The sequence below is a fragment of the Cobetia sp. MB87 genome (genome assembly GCF_011319755.1).
In the GTDB taxonomy this organism is placed as follows: Bacteria; Pseudomonadota; Gammaproteobacteria; order Pseudomonadales; family Halomonadaceae; genus Cobetia.
Genome location: NZ_VFBC01000005.1, coordinates 13950 through 26719, shown reverse-complemented (window position 1 = coordinate 26719; position 12770 = coordinate 13950). Strand labels below are relative to the sequence as shown.

Below are 12770 nucleotides of genomic sequence, written 5' to 3'. Positions count from 1 at the left end.
CGGGAAGTCCACCATGCTAGGATTTCGGCTGGGCATGCCAGTTATCTCGCTGCTGCATGCCGTCCCTTATTCATGGCTTCTCAACAGCAAGAAGCAGCAGTGCAAGGAAAGATCACGCATGTTCACGGGTATCGTACAAGGCATGGCGGAAGTGGTGGCCATTGAAGAACGCACTGACTTTCGCACGCATCAAGTCCGATTGCCGGCGGGGTTGGAGGCGGGGCTTGAGCTGGGGGCCTCGGTGGCCCATAACGGTTGCTGTCTGACCGTGACGGCACTTGAGGGTCAACTGGCGAGTTTTGACCTGATGCGCGAGACGCTGCGTCTGACCAATCTGGGGGAGCTCGAGGTGGGCAGCGTCGTGAACGTGGAGCGAGCGGCACGCTTCGGCGACGAGATCGGCGGGCACTCCATGTCTGGTCATGTCATGGCGATGGTGACCATCGATGCCATCGAGGCCACCGCCGACAATCGTCGCATCTGGTTCCAGGCGCCGGCCGAGTTGATGCGTTTCCTGTTCGACAAGGGCTACGTGGGACTTGACGGTGTCAGCCTGACGATCGGCGAGGTGCAGGGCACACGCTTCTGCGTCAATCTGATTCCGGAAACCCTGGAGCGGACCCTGATGGGAGTCCGTGCCGTCGGTGATCAGGTCAACCTTGAAGTCGACCCGCAGACCCAGGCCATCGTCGAGACCGTTGAGCGGGTCATGGCCTCCCGTCTGGCATGAGGCTTGCAGGTCTGCAGCGGATCAACTCACTGGCATGACGCCAGAACTCGTCTGACTGGTCAGGAAATATGCCGGGAATGCTCGATTCGCTGCAGACCTTTGGGTACCATGTTGCGCCTTTCGATGCCCTGCCGCTGGCGGGGCATCGTGGTTCAGGCAGGCTGAACAGGGAAAGCTTCATTCAGCGCCCTGTGCGGCATACCTGTCCGAGCGAGTTCGTCTTGATCTGCTGATTCTGACAATCACCGACCACTGCGCCTTGCCGGACAGGCACTGCTCAAGGATAGGGGCTACCTCAATGCTGGAACGTCTTTTCAAGCTCTCCGAGCACGGTACCAATGTGCGTACCGAAGTCATCGCAGGATTTACCTCCTTCCTCGCGATGGCCTATATCATCTTTGTGGCCCCCTCGATGCTGGCCTCCACCGGCATGGATCACGGCGCCGTGTTCGTCGCGACCTGTCTGGCGGCAGCCATCGGCTGTCTGATCATGGGCCTCTATGCCAATTACCCGATCGCGCTGGCACCGGGCATGGGGCTGACGGCCTTCTTCACCTATACGGTCGCCGGTCAGATGGGCGTGCCCTGGCAGGTCGCGCTGGGCGCGGTCTTCCTGTCCGGGGTGAGCTTCTTCCTGCTCTCCGCCTTCAAGATTCGCGAATGGATCATCAATGCCATTCCCGCTTCGCTGAAGACCGGCATCGCCGCAGGCATTGGCCTGTTCATGGCGATCATCGCCCTGCAGGGCAGCGGCATCGTCGTCGACGCCCCGGGCACACTGGTCACGCTGGGGGACCTGTCCTCGCCGGCGGCCATGTATGCATTGCTTTCGTTCTTCCTGATCGTCGCACTGTCCTACCGCAAGGTGATCGGCGCGGTGATGATCGGCATACTGCTCGTCACGCTGCTGGCGACCCTGACCGGCAACAACGATTTCCATGGCTTTGCCTCGATGCCGCCGAGCATGCTGCCGACGCTGGCGGAGCTCGATATCGCTGGCGCCTTCAATCTGGGCATGGTGTCGATCATCTTTGCCTTCCTGTTCGTCGACCTGTTCGACACCTCGGGCACGCTGATCGCCGTCTCCCAGCAGGCTGGCCTGACCAATGAGCGTGGCCACCTTCCGCGTCTCGGACGGGCCTTGATGGCAGACTCCAGCGCCACCATGGTCGGCTCTGTGATGGGCACCTCGAACGTGACCAGCTACATCGAATCCGCCACCGGCGTGGCCGCCGGCGGTCGCACCGGCCTGACAGCTGTCGTCGTGGCCGGTCTGTTCCTCGTCAGCCTGTTCCTGTCGCCGCTGGCGACCTCCATTCCGGCCTTCGCCACTGCCGGTGCGCTGCTGTATGTCGCTTGCCTGATGACGGGCGGTCTGGCACGCATCGACTGGAACGACATTACTGAAGCGGCACCGGTGGTGATCGCCACCCTGGTGATGCCGCTGACCTACTCGATTGCCAACGGGATCGCGCTGGGCTTCATCAGCTACGCCGTGATCAAGCTGTTCTCCGGCCGTTATCGTGATCTGAGCCCGGGGCTGGTGATTCTCGCCATCCTGTTCGCCTGCAAATACCTGTTCCTCGACGGAGCCCTCTAATGAGCATCTACAGCGACTACATCAAGTCTGTCATCCGCACCGTGCCGGACTGGCCCCAGCCGGGTGTCAACTTCCGTGACATCACGCCGGTACTGCAGAATTCCGCCGCGTTCCGCAAGCTGATCGACTCCTTCGTGCATCGCTATCAGGAGATGGAAATCGACGCCATCGCCGCCATCGATGCGCGCGGGTTCATCATCGGTGCACCGCTGGCCTATGAACTGGGTTGCAGCTTCGTGCCGGTGCGCAAGAAAGGCAAGCTGCCGTTCAAGACCATCAGCGAGACCTACACGCTGGAATACGGTGAGTCTACCGTCGAGCTGCACTCCGATGCCTTCCGTGAAGGTGATCGCATCCTGGTGATGGATGACCTGATCGCCACCGGCGGCACCATGCTGGCGGCCTGCAAGCTGATCGAGCGCACCGGTGGTGTGGTCGTCGAGACGGCAGCGATCATCGACTTGCCGGAAATCGGCGGTTCCGCGCGCATTCGTGAAGAAGGCCACAGTGTCTTCGCGGCGTGCAGCTTCACCGAATCCGAGTAATGTCGGCTTGACGCGATGGCCCTGTCTTCTGGCAGGGCCATCGTCGTTGCTGCGGGCAACGAATCTCAGACCCTCGTCTGCGCTCTAGCGTGGCTGAGTGGATCTTCCCCTTGTGCGGTGGCGCGCCAGCCACCATGCTTTCCTTCTGTTTCGTCATTGCGAGTGACCCTCATGTCTTCCGAACGCTACCACGACCACTTCATCGTCTCCTGGGACCAGCTGCACCGTGATGTGCGCGCGCTATGTCACGACCTCAGCGGTCGTGATTTCAAGGGCATCATCGCCATCACCCGCGGTGGCCTGATTCCGGCCGGCCTGATCGCTCGCGAGCTGGGTATCCGTCACATCGATACCGTATGCATCAAGAGCTATCACGACCACATGGAGCAGGGTGGACTGGAAGTGGTCAAGGGTGTCGACCACGACGGTGACGGCTGGCTGCTGGTCGATGACCTGGTCGACACCGGCAATACCGCACGCGCGGTGCGCGACATGCTGCCCAAGGCGCATTTCGTGACCGTCTATGCCAAGCCGGAAGGGCGTCCGCTGGTCGATGGCTTCATCACCGAAGTGCCGCAGAACTGCTGGATCCAGTTCCCGTGGGACATGGGCATCGCCTACGTCGAGCCGATCGCCGAGCAGCTCAAGAAGCAAGAGAGCGATAGCTGACATGCCGTTGGAGACTGCCGCGACTGGCCGCTCCGAGGTGCTGCCTGCCGATTGGCAGGCGCATCTTGGCCAAGAGTTCCAGGCTGACTACATGCAGCGTCTGCGCGACTTTCTGCGCGCCGAGAAAGATGCCGGCAAGGTCATCTATCCGCATTCCGATGACTGGTTCCGTGCCTTCTGGCTGACGCCGCTTTCCAACGTCAAGGTCGTGATCCTCGGCCAGGACCCGTACCACGGTCCGGGCCAGGCGCACGGACTGTGCTTCTCGGTACGCCCCGGCGTACGCCCCCCGCCTTCGCTGAAGAACATCTACAAGGAACTGGCCACCGACGTCGGCTTTGAACCCGTCGATCACGGCTTCCTGGAAGGCTGGGCGAAGCAGGGTGTCCTGCTGCTCAACAGTGTGCTGACCGTCGAGCAGGGCAAGGCCGCCTCGCATCAGAAGCAGGGGTGGGAACAATTCACCGACCGCGCTATCGACGTGATCAACCAGCACTGCCAGGGTGTCGTCTTCCTGCTCTGGGGCAGTCATGCCCAGAAGAAGGCTCGCGCTGTAGACACCCAGAAGCACCTGGTGCTCCACGCGCCACACCCATCCCCCCTCGCAGCGCACCGCGGTTTCTTCGGCTCTCGCCACTTCTCGCAAGCCAACGCCTGGCTGGAAGCATGCGGGGAAGAGCCGATCGACTGGCAGCTATAATATACAATTGTGACAAGTTTCTAGGGAAAGCCGCCAAGGATGAACAAGAGTCAACAGACACTCGAGGTGGATGGGGTATTTTGTATCAGCCTCAAAGAGCGGGAAGACCGCCGGGAACATCTACAGAAAGAGTTTTTACCGCTAGGCTTGGATATCGAGTTTTATCTTGCCGAGCGTGATGTGGATAATCCTGAGCGTGGATGTTACGAGTCACATCGTACCTGCGCAGCAATGGCCATGGAGAGAGGTTATCAACGAGTCTTGATCCTTGAAGATGATGCTACTCTTGCCATGCCGGCTGAAAGTGTAATAGCACGTATCAATTGTTTCTTGAAAATACGAAACCCGGAAATTTTTTACCTTGGTGGCATGCTGGGAAGGATGTGGTTGATTCCTTTTGCGGGCGTGGTTAGAGCCAAGCTGACGGGAGGGCATGCCTATATGCTGTCTCGTAAAGGTATGAAGAAGATCATTGATAAGCCTTATTCAAAAAAAGCGGTAGATAGTTTCTACGCGACTGAATATAAGGCTTATGCCGTTTATCCTCTTTTTTGCGATCAGCTTCCAGAATCGGATGTCAAAAGTGATATCGCTGATTATCGAATTGAAACGAAAGGGGGAGGCAGCTACAAAGACGATGAATACTGGAATCTCAATTCAAGAAAGCAGGAAGTAGCGTTGCGTAGGGATATGTGGAGAACCTTATGTGGACGATGGCTTTAATGTTTTAGGAGATGGTCAATTGAAAGCATACTGGTGGCGATCGGCGAATGGTGGATGTAATTTTGGTGATGAAATCACATCTATCATTCTGGATAGACAGTTTCATATCGCTCATTCCATCTCGAATGTCGATGAGGCAGATTTGATCTCTGTTGGCAGTATTTTAAATAAGCTCGTCAACAATAAAGCGATTTCTTCACGAAATAGAAAGATTCATGTTGTAGGGTCTGGGCTTATTTCTCCATATGTCAAACATGCCTCTTTGTTCAAGCGAATGAAGCCAATGGGCAGGACATTTGGCAAATCTGTTGTTATTCATTCTGTACGTGGGTATATGACTCAGCAGGTGCTCACTTCATTGGGAGAAAAAGAATATTCTGTCGGTGATCCAGGTCTCATGCTCCCTTTGATTTATGATACAGATCCAGACAAGACTTATAGAATAGGATTTATTCCTCATATCTCGACTATTGATAGTCCGGAGTGGGAAAATGTGTGTGCTCGTGTAGGTGACAGTATAATAATAGATTTCCGCACGGATGATCTTGAATCTATTGTTACTCAGATAAAATCCTGCGAAATCATTGTAAGTCAGAGTCTACATGGCTTGATCATAGCGGATGCCTATGGAATCCCGAATTGCTGGTTCTATGATGGTCCTCTCCATTCTGGAGGTAAGTTCAAATTTTATGATTATTTCTCCTCTGTTGGCCGTAGCTTTACCCTGAGGCTTAGTTCTTTCAATGAGATAAATGCTGCCGACATCAATAGGTACGCGGATAAAATCGATCCTAATGTCATATGCAGCTTGCAGTCGGATATAGTCAAGAGTTTTGAGGAAGCCTTGCATCAAATATAAACTTGTATTGATCAATTATATTTTACTGATCCCGCTAGAAATGTAATGTGTATGTACTTGCATACTCTATGCAATATTCCTCCTTTTTCGTAGGCGAGAATGATCTTCTCGGATATCAGGAGGGGGAATGCGCAATAAAGCAGGTGGTGAGTTTCGAAGGTGTTTCAATAAGAATAAGTGTATCTTTGTCGGAGTGCCAAGAGTAGGAAGTGAATCTATCTTCTTGGCTCTGGGGGATGAGTACGTTAAGAATAGGGAGTATCATGATTACCGGTTTTATCAGAAAATAGATCCCTCTCTTTTTAATCAATATTTTAAGTTCGCTTTCGTTCGTCACCCACTGGATAGATTGTTTTCGGCTTATCAGTATTTAAGGCATTCTGGTAACCATAGTCAGAGCCACAAAGTGCTATCTGAAGAGCTACGACAATATCCAACTTTCGATGCGTTCGTCCTGAATGGCTTGACTGAAGAAAAATTCAAATCTCATTCGCTTTTTATTCCTCAGTCGCATTTCATTGTTGATGATAATGACAGGGTGATAATGGACTATGTGGGTAGATTTGAGAATTTTGAGGAAAGTTTAAGTCATGTTCTTAGTCACCTTGGCATTAAACAAGGTCGAGCGCACAACAAGCGATGGCTGACAAGCTGTTCAATAAAGTGTGGTGAGAGTACTGTCAATGTTGTTCGTGATTTTTATTCAAGAGATTTTGATAATTTCAATTACGAGTAGTCAGAACCAACACCGTCGATGATGGATCTGCCAACGCTATTCATTTCAGGATAATATATTTTGATCTTAATATGAGTAAAGTCCCTGTGTCCATGGTATTGCAAGGGCCTCGTGCGGGGCATCTCATCAGCCTCAAGAATCTGGGCGGGGCTGAGCGGACCTTCACCAACTTCTTTCGAATGGCCGCACGTGAGCGAGATCATCATGTGCTGCTGCAGACGCCCGAAATTCATCCAATGCTGCAGTCTGAATATGCGGACTTTGCCGGTCGGGTGCATGACATAAAGCGTTATTGCGGCATCAAGCTTCCTCGGCAGTTGCCTTGGCTCCGCGATACCTGCCAGGCGCGCATGCTGAATGACGAAGAGGTGCAGGCAATCGTGGTGTGGAACAAGCTGCGTAACCATCCGCTGCATTTCCCCGGTCACATCAGTCTCATTCACTACGAGCATGGCTCTGCCTGGTTCGTGGAGCCCACCTCTGATATCACGGACTATCTCTCTCGCCTCGATGGCATCATATGCAACTCCTTTGCAGCCAGTCGCATGTTGCAGTTGTCGCTTGGTATCAGTGAGTCCTTGCCATGTCGGGTGGTGCGCAATTCCATCGTACTGCCGCAGGTAGCCTCCGATCATCCGGTCGAGCGGTTCAGGATCGGTTTCGCAGGTCGTTTGACCGGACTCAAGGCGCCGGTGATCGCCATCGAGGCGTTGCGAGAGCTCAAGGCGAGTGTCCCCCATGCGGAGCTTTGGATCGCCGGCGAGGGAATATTGGAAGATGCCTTGAAGTCACTGGTCGTGAAGTGGGGGCTCGAGGAGAGTGTTCACTTCTGTGGTCTGTTGAATGACATGAGTGATTTCTATCCCTGCCTCGATGCCTTTGTGTGTCCTTCCTGGCGTGAACCTTTCGGTAATGTGGTGCAGGAAGCGCTGGCGCATGGTGTGCCTGCCATCGTCGGTAATGTGGATGGATTGCCGGAGCAGATCTCCCCGGGAGTCAATGGTGAAATTCTGTCACCAAGCAGGCCCCGCGAATCGCTGGCTATCTATGGCGAGGATTTCATTTCCGGTCCGGACAGAGTCTATAGCCCGGAGCAAGACGCCATCGTGGTCGCACAGGTGCTCGAACCGAGTGAAATCGCTCAGGTGCTGAAACAATGGGCAGCAAGCCCGCAGCAGCGTAGAGAGATGGGCGCAGCTGCGCGCGCGATCATTGCGAAAGATTTCTGCCAGCAGAAATACTGTCAGGGTATCGGCGACTTCATTGCTGAAGTGGTGGCTGGGTAATCATTGCTGGCGATATCGGCCACAGGTCAGCCACCTTCATGGCTGGCCTGTCTGCCTCGCCATTGCCCTTTGACGAGCGTACTGAAGTTTCCTTGCACTTTATTCCGGTAAGCTGAAGCCACAATGGATTTTTCGTACATTGGGGGGCTGTCACCAGTGGCTGGTGACGAACCACAAGAACAGGATTGATATGATGTGGCGAAGCAATGACTTTCCTTATCGCAAACACTTTACGCGTAACAAGTGCATCTTCATTCATATTCCCAAGGCTGCCGGAACATCAGTCCTCGCCGCCTTGGGGAAGACGAAGGAAAAAGGGCGTGATCATGTCTCCTGGCAGGTTTACAAGAAGGCCAGTTCCAGAAAATTCGCCCGTTATTACAAATTCACCTTTGTCAGAAATCCCTACGATCGTGCCCTGTCAGCGTATCGCTATATATTAAGTGGTGGCAATAAAGGCAAGCAGGATCTCGCCATTGCCAAGGAGATGGCAGAATATTCAGATTTTGATGATTTTGTCGCACGTGGCTTGTGGCAAGGCGCTTTTCGTAGTCACCTCCTGTTTCTCTCGCAATCCTCTTTTGTCATGGATGGAAACGAGACCTTGATGGTGGATTTTCTGGGGCATTTCGAGACCCTGGACAAGGATTTCCAGCAGGTTGCCAACAAGCTGGGCATCAACGGCGAGATTGCACATCGCAACAAGGGGAGTGGGGAGGCGGGGGACGGCATGACAGCGGCGACCCGCGAGAAGCTGGCCATTCTCTATGCACAGGATTTCGTCAACTTCGGTTACACGCCTTGAACGAGTGGCAGGCGGGAGGTCGCCAGTTCATTTGCGGCGCTTTCTCTGCTGTAACCTGAAGGCGAGAGCCTTAACTTGTAAGCCTGCTTCCGCTAGAATGCGTTCAATTTACCAGCCTTCCCGCTGCTATCGTCCGAGCCGGCGGGGGTAGTGCTGCGTATCGTTTGCACCATCTTCTGTCCCAAGAGGTATTTCCATGAGCGTCCATGCCATCAATCATCCACTGGTCCAGCACAAGCTCGGCCTGATGCGTGCAGCAGGCATCAGCACCAAGAGCTTCCGTGAGCTGGCCAGTGAGGTCGCCAAGCTGTTGACCTATGAGGCAACCCAGGACCTGGAGCTGGAAACTACCACCATTGATGCCTGGAGTGGCAACGAGCTGGATGTCCAGACCATCAAGGGCAAGAAAGTGACCATCGTCCCGATCCTGCGTGCCGGCCTGGGCATGCTGGATGGCGTGACGGATCTGATCCCCCCGGCACGCATCAGCGTCGTGGGCCTCTACCGTGATGAAGAGACGCTGGAGCCGGTGCCGTATTTCGAGAAGTTCGTGTCAGACCTCGACGAACGTCTGGCCATCGTGATCGACCCGATGCTGGCGACCGGCGGTTCCATGATCGCTACACTGGACATGCTCAAGGCCAAGGGCTGCCAGCAGATCAAGGTCATCGTGCTGGTCGCGGCGCCTGAGGGGATCGCCAAGGTGCAGGAATCCTACCCGGACATCGAGATCTACACCGCCTCCGTCGATGACCGCCTCGACGAGAACGGTTACATCGTGCCGGGTCTCGGCGATGCCGGTGACAAGATCTTCGGCACGCGCTGAGCGCCCGCCAGTGATGACAACGCCCTGCGCATCCGCGCGGGGCGTTTTTGTATCTGTCTGACCTGTCTGAGCAGTCAGGATCAAACGGTTGATTCCTCCGCTTGTGAAAAGAAGTGCTTCCATGTCGTCTTCATCACCGTCCTCTGAAACCTCCTCTCCCCATGAGTCGTCTGCCCATGTGTCCTTGCCGGAACAGGAAGGGTTCTCGCTGACGACTCTCATCACCGGCGCGCAGATGCTGTTCGTTGCCTTTGGCGCGCTGGTACTGGTCCCGCTGCTGACCGGACTCGACCCCAACGTTGCCCTGTTCACGGCCGGTGTCGGCACCCTGGTCTTCCAGTGCGTGACCAAGGCCAGCGTGCCGGTCTTCCTCGCCTCATCGTTTGCCTTCATTGCGCCTATCCAGAGCTCGGTCGCGAACTTCGGCATTCCTGCCACCATGGGTGGTTTGTTCGTCGCAGGACTGGTCTATGTATTGCTGGCGCAATGCATTCGCCTCAAGGGTGTCGGCATCGTGCATCGCCTGCTGCCGGCCGTGGTGGTCGGTCCGGTGATCATGGTCATCGGCCTGGCGCTGGCACCGACGGCGGTGCAGATGGCCACCGGCGAGTTCAGCGACAACATCTCGCATGGCCAGGCGCTGACATTGTCATTGGCCAGTCTTGGCGTGACGCTGGTGCTGTCGATCTTCGGGCGTGGCATGTTGCGCCTGGTGCCGATCCTCGGCGGTATCCTGACGGGATATGTACTGGGGCTGTTGATGGGAGTGATCGATCTCTCGCCGGTGCATGCGGCTGAGTGGCTGGCGCTGCCCAGCTTCACTGCACCGACCTTCGAATTTTCCGCCATTCTGTTCATGATTCCCGTCGCCATCGCGCCTGCCGTCGAGCACATCGGCGACATGGTGGCGATCGGCTCGGTGACACGGCGCGATTACCTGAAAAAGCCGGGGCTGCATCGCACGCTGCTCGGTGACGGCCTGGCGACGTCGGCGGCGTCACTGTTCGGCGGTCCGCCCAATACCACCTATTCCGAAGTGACCGGCGCGGTGATGCTGACTCGCAACTTCAATCCGCGCGTGATGACGGTCGCGGCCTGTGTCGCGATCTCGCTGGCCTTCATCGGCAAGGTCGGCGCCGTGCTGCAGACGATTCCCACGCCGGTGATGGGCGGCATCATGTGCCTGCTGTTCGGCTCGATCGCTGTGGTCGGCATGAACACGCTGGTGCGCGCGGGGGATTCACTGACCGCGCCGCGCAATCTGGTGATCGCCTCCTTGATCCTGGTGTTCGGGATCGGTGGCATGCAGGTCGGTGGTGGTCAGTTCACGCTGCAGGGCGTGAGCCTGGCCGCCATTCTGGGCATCGTGCTCAACCTGATTCTGCCGCCGGCGAAAGAGGGGGAATGATTACCATTTGATGAGTGGTGGCAGGGAACATTTCCGCGAATGACGGTTCAGATAAATGCAACTCCCGTGTGCTGAGCGACTGGCACATGGGAGTTGCATTTTTCGTTTCCCACCAGACGCCAGCTATCGTTTTCGCATGTCTTGCATGCGGCACAAAGCGGTACTGGCGGACATTCGAAGGAGTGATGCTTGCGTACCCTGGTCGTAGTGAGAAGCCTGAAAATGGGTGGCATGGAGCGAGTGGCGGTCAATCTTGCCGACAGTCTGGCCGCGAATGATCACGAGACGCATATGGTCATCTGGCGCGGTCGTGATCAGGTGCTTGAACCGCAGGATACCAGCGTTCAGCAGCACATCGTGCCGATTCAGCAGCGCGTCCAGCGCTCAGTCGGCGGCGCCCTGACGACACTGGCCTCACGTCTGGTGCTCAATCCCGTGATCCGTCGCTCCAATTTCGTGTGGGTCGGCAAGGCCGGGGGCGAGGAATTCGCTGCTTGGCTCGAGGAATTCGAGCAGGAGCACGGCAGGGTTGACCGCATCATCTTCCGTGGCCTGGGGACCTTCGAGCAGGTGTGGGGGTTCAAGGATTCCCGTGCACGTTACGTGCTGGAAAATCGCGTCAACTTTACCGGTCCGCAGTGGAAGCAGCGCATGTTTGCCCGCTGTCTGCTGGAGGACAAGCATCTGGTGGCGGTATCTGACGATGTGGCGCAAGGGGCCCGAGACATTGCTCGCCAGCATGGGGTGACACCGGCGCATATCGAGACGATCGTCAATGCCTGCCCGATCTCCCGTATACGCGAGCAGGCCGCCATGGATGAGCCGGATATCCCCGCTGAGCCCTTCATTCTCAACGTGGCGCGTCTGGTGCCGCAGAAAGACCATGCCCTGTTGCTCGAGGCTTATGCCCTGGCCAATCCGAAGGAGCCGCTGGTGATCGTGGGGGCGGGCAAATGCCGGGAAGCCCTGGAAAACCAGGCTGAGAGGCTTGGCATCGCCGAGCGGGTGATCTTCGCCGGTCAGCGTGACAACCCCTATGCCTGGATGCGTGCCGCCAAGCTGTTCGTGCTCAGCTCGCGTGTCGAGGGCATGGGTATCGTGCTGATGGAGGCGCTGGCCTGCGGCACACCGGTCGTATCGGTGGATTGCCGTGGCGGGATACGCGAGATCCTCAAGGGCGAACTGGAACACGCCATCGCGCCGCATTCCGCCGAAGGCCTCGCGCGTCGCATGAACGAATTGTTGGCAGAGGAGGGCTATCCGATTCGCGAGGAATGGTTGGCAGATTTCTGCCCGCACACCATGGTGGAGCGTTTCCTGGCCGAGCCGGCCACCAATGACCCCTGGGAGGAGGTGCGCGAGCAGACATCTGACGCTGTTGACCGCCCTCACTCCCGCGCTGCAAGAATCTAGCGACGCGCGTTACACCAACTCGGTTGAGCTGGCTTGAGTCTTGTTGGTCAGGGTCATGTCGGCCAGGTCGTGCTGGCCAGGGTCGTGCTGGCCAGGGTTGAGCAGGTAGGGCCAAGCAGCTCTCGAGCGAATGCCTGCCTAGCGACTCTGTGCGATGCATAACCACTGGCAGCTTTGGGCTTCATCAGCGCCCGAGGCTTCGTGATTGATACCTTCACCGCTAGCGAGTTCATCGCTTGCGGCTTGTGACGCCTCAGGCTTGCGCCAATGCAGTTGATAGCGCTCCCCGGCATGCAGTCGCGCAGCATCACCGCATTCGAGAAGTGCCTCCTGGCAGGCCGCCGTCGCGGGGAACTCGATGCGCAGTGCACCGTGCGTGACCAGTACCAGGCTGTCATGCGCGGCCTGCAGATAGGCGCTGCACTCCGGTGCGAGGCTGCCCAGCTCGACGTGGGGTTGTGGCGTTGTCT

The 12770-nt window shown here is 56.6% G+C and carries 13 protein-coding genes; all 13 read left to right on the top strand.

Annotation, left to right across the window (positions count from 1 at the left end; all coding sequences use genetic code 11):
• Nucleotides 1-118: 118 nt before the first annotated feature.
• Nucleotides 119-730, top strand: a complete 612-nt coding sequence (locus CDPAHKCJ_RS03450) for a riboflavin synthase (RefSeq protein ID WP_054557313.1) — start codon at nt 119-121, stop codon at nt 728-730.
• A 298-nt stretch (nt 731-1028) separates the two neighbouring features.
• Nucleotides 1029-2330 (top strand): NCS2 family permease, encoded by a 1302-nt coding sequence (locus CDPAHKCJ_RS03445; RefSeq protein WP_107336316.1) that lies wholly within the window; start codon nt 1029-1031, stop codon nt 2328-2330.
• Entirely contained in the window at nt 2330-2875 is a 546-nt protein-coding gene (locus CDPAHKCJ_RS03440; protein ID WP_166018584.1) for an adenine phosphoribosyltransferase, read from the top strand. The genes CDPAHKCJ_RS03445 and CDPAHKCJ_RS03440 overlap by 1 nt, the downstream gene beginning before the upstream one ends.
• A 171-nt stretch (nt 2876-3046) precedes the next feature.
• Nucleotides 3047-3544, top strand: coding sequence for a xanthine phosphoribosyltransferase (gpt, locus tag CDPAHKCJ_RS03435; RefSeq protein ID WP_043335607.1), 498 nt, complete (start codon nt 3047-3049; stop codon nt 3542-3544).
• Nucleotide 3545: 1 nt separating this feature from the next.
• A complete protein-coding gene (ung, locus tag CDPAHKCJ_RS03430) occupies nt 3546-4244 on the top strand; it encodes a uracil-DNA glycosylase (RefSeq protein WP_205700767.1) in 699 nt (232 codons plus the stop codon).
• A 39-nt stretch (nt 4245-4283) separates the two neighbouring features.
• A complete protein-coding gene (locus CDPAHKCJ_RS03425) occupies nt 4284-4967 on the top strand; it encodes a glycosyltransferase family 25 protein (RefSeq protein ID WP_166018582.1) in 684 nt (227 codons plus the stop codon).
• Nucleotides 4951-5826 (top strand): polysaccharide pyruvyl transferase family protein, encoded by an 876-nt coding sequence (locus tag CDPAHKCJ_RS03420; RefSeq protein WP_166018581.1) that lies wholly within the window; start codon nt 4951-4953, stop codon nt 5824-5826. Before CDPAHKCJ_RS03425 ends, CDPAHKCJ_RS03420 begins: the two co-directional genes overlap by 17 nt.
• Before the next feature lie 127 nt (nt 5827-5953).
• Complete coding sequence (locus tag CDPAHKCJ_RS03415) at nt 5954-6562, top strand: sulfotransferase family 2 domain-containing protein (protein WP_166018580.1); 609 nt, start codon at nt 5954-5956, stop codon at nt 6560-6562.
• A gap of 92 nt (nt 6563-6654) precedes the next feature.
• A complete protein-coding gene (locus CDPAHKCJ_RS03410) occupies nt 6655-7848 on the top strand; it encodes a glycosyltransferase family 4 protein (RefSeq protein WP_166018579.1) in 1194 nt (397 codons plus the stop codon).
• A 193-nt stretch (nt 7849-8041) separates the two neighbouring features.
• Nucleotides 8042-8653: a sulfotransferase family 2 domain-containing protein gene (locus CDPAHKCJ_RS03405; protein ID WP_166018578.1), complete on the top strand. Its 612-nt coding sequence runs from the start codon at nt 8042-8044 to the stop codon at nt 8651-8653.
• A gap of 196 nt (nt 8654-8849) precedes the next feature.
• Nucleotides 8850-9479, top strand: coding sequence for a uracil phosphoribosyltransferase (gene upp, locus CDPAHKCJ_RS03400; RefSeq protein ID WP_043335602.1), 630 nt, complete (start codon nt 8850-8852; stop codon nt 9477-9479).
• 121 nt (nt 9480-9600) lie between these two features.
• On the top strand, nt 9601-10887 hold the full coding sequence (locus tag CDPAHKCJ_RS03395; RefSeq protein WP_166018577.1) for a uracil-xanthine permease family protein: 1287 nt from the start codon (nt 9601-9603) through the stop codon (nt 10885-10887).
• A gap of 189 nt (nt 10888-11076) precedes the next feature.
• Nucleotides 11077-12300, top strand: coding sequence for a glycosyltransferase (locus CDPAHKCJ_RS03390; protein WP_240916621.1), 1224 nt, complete (start codon nt 11077-11079; stop codon nt 12298-12300).
• The last annotated feature ends 470 nt before the right edge of the window (nt 12301-12770 follow it).

Bases quoted from the DNA above. Each gene is read 5' to 3' on its own strand.
- upp (WP_043335602.1), top strand. From the start codon at position 8,850: ATGAGCGTCCATGCCATCAATCATCCACTGGTCCAGCACAAGCTCGGC.
- CDPAHKCJ_RS03450 (WP_054557313.1), top strand. From the start codon at position 119: ATGTTCACGGGTATCGTACAAGGCATGGCGGAAGTGGTGGCCATTGAA.
- gpt (WP_043335607.1), top strand. From the start codon at position 3,047: ATGTCTTCCGAACGCTACCACGACCACTTCATCGTCTCCTGGGACCAG.
- CDPAHKCJ_RS03445 (WP_107336316.1), top strand. From the start codon at position 1,029: ATGCTGGAACGTCTTTTCAAGCTCTCCGAGCACGGTACCAATGTGCGT.
- CDPAHKCJ_RS03410 (WP_166018579.1), top strand. From the start codon at position 6,655: ATGGTATTGCAAGGGCCTCGTGCGGGGCATCTCATCAGCCTCAAGAAT.
- CDPAHKCJ_RS03425 (WP_166018582.1), top strand. From the start codon at position 4,284: ATGAACAAGAGTCAACAGACACTCGAGGTGGATGGGGTATTTTGTATC.
- CDPAHKCJ_RS03415 (WP_166018580.1), top strand. From the start codon at position 5,954: ATGCGCAATAAAGCAGGTGGTGAGTTTCGAAGGTGTTTCAATAAGAAT.
- CDPAHKCJ_RS03440 (WP_166018584.1), top strand. From the start codon at position 2,330: ATGAGCATCTACAGCGACTACATCAAGTCTGTCATCCGCACCGTGCCG.
- CDPAHKCJ_RS03395 (WP_166018577.1), top strand. From the start codon at position 9,601: ATGTCGTCTTCATCACCGTCCTCTGAAACCTCCTCTCCCCATGAGTCG.
- ung (WP_205700767.1), top strand. From the start codon at position 3,546: ATGCCGTTGGAGACTGCCGCGACTGGCCGCTCCGAGGTGCTGCCTGCC.
- CDPAHKCJ_RS03405 (WP_166018578.1), top strand. From the start codon at position 8,042: ATGTGGCGAAGCAATGACTTTCCTTATCGCAAACACTTTACGCGTAAC.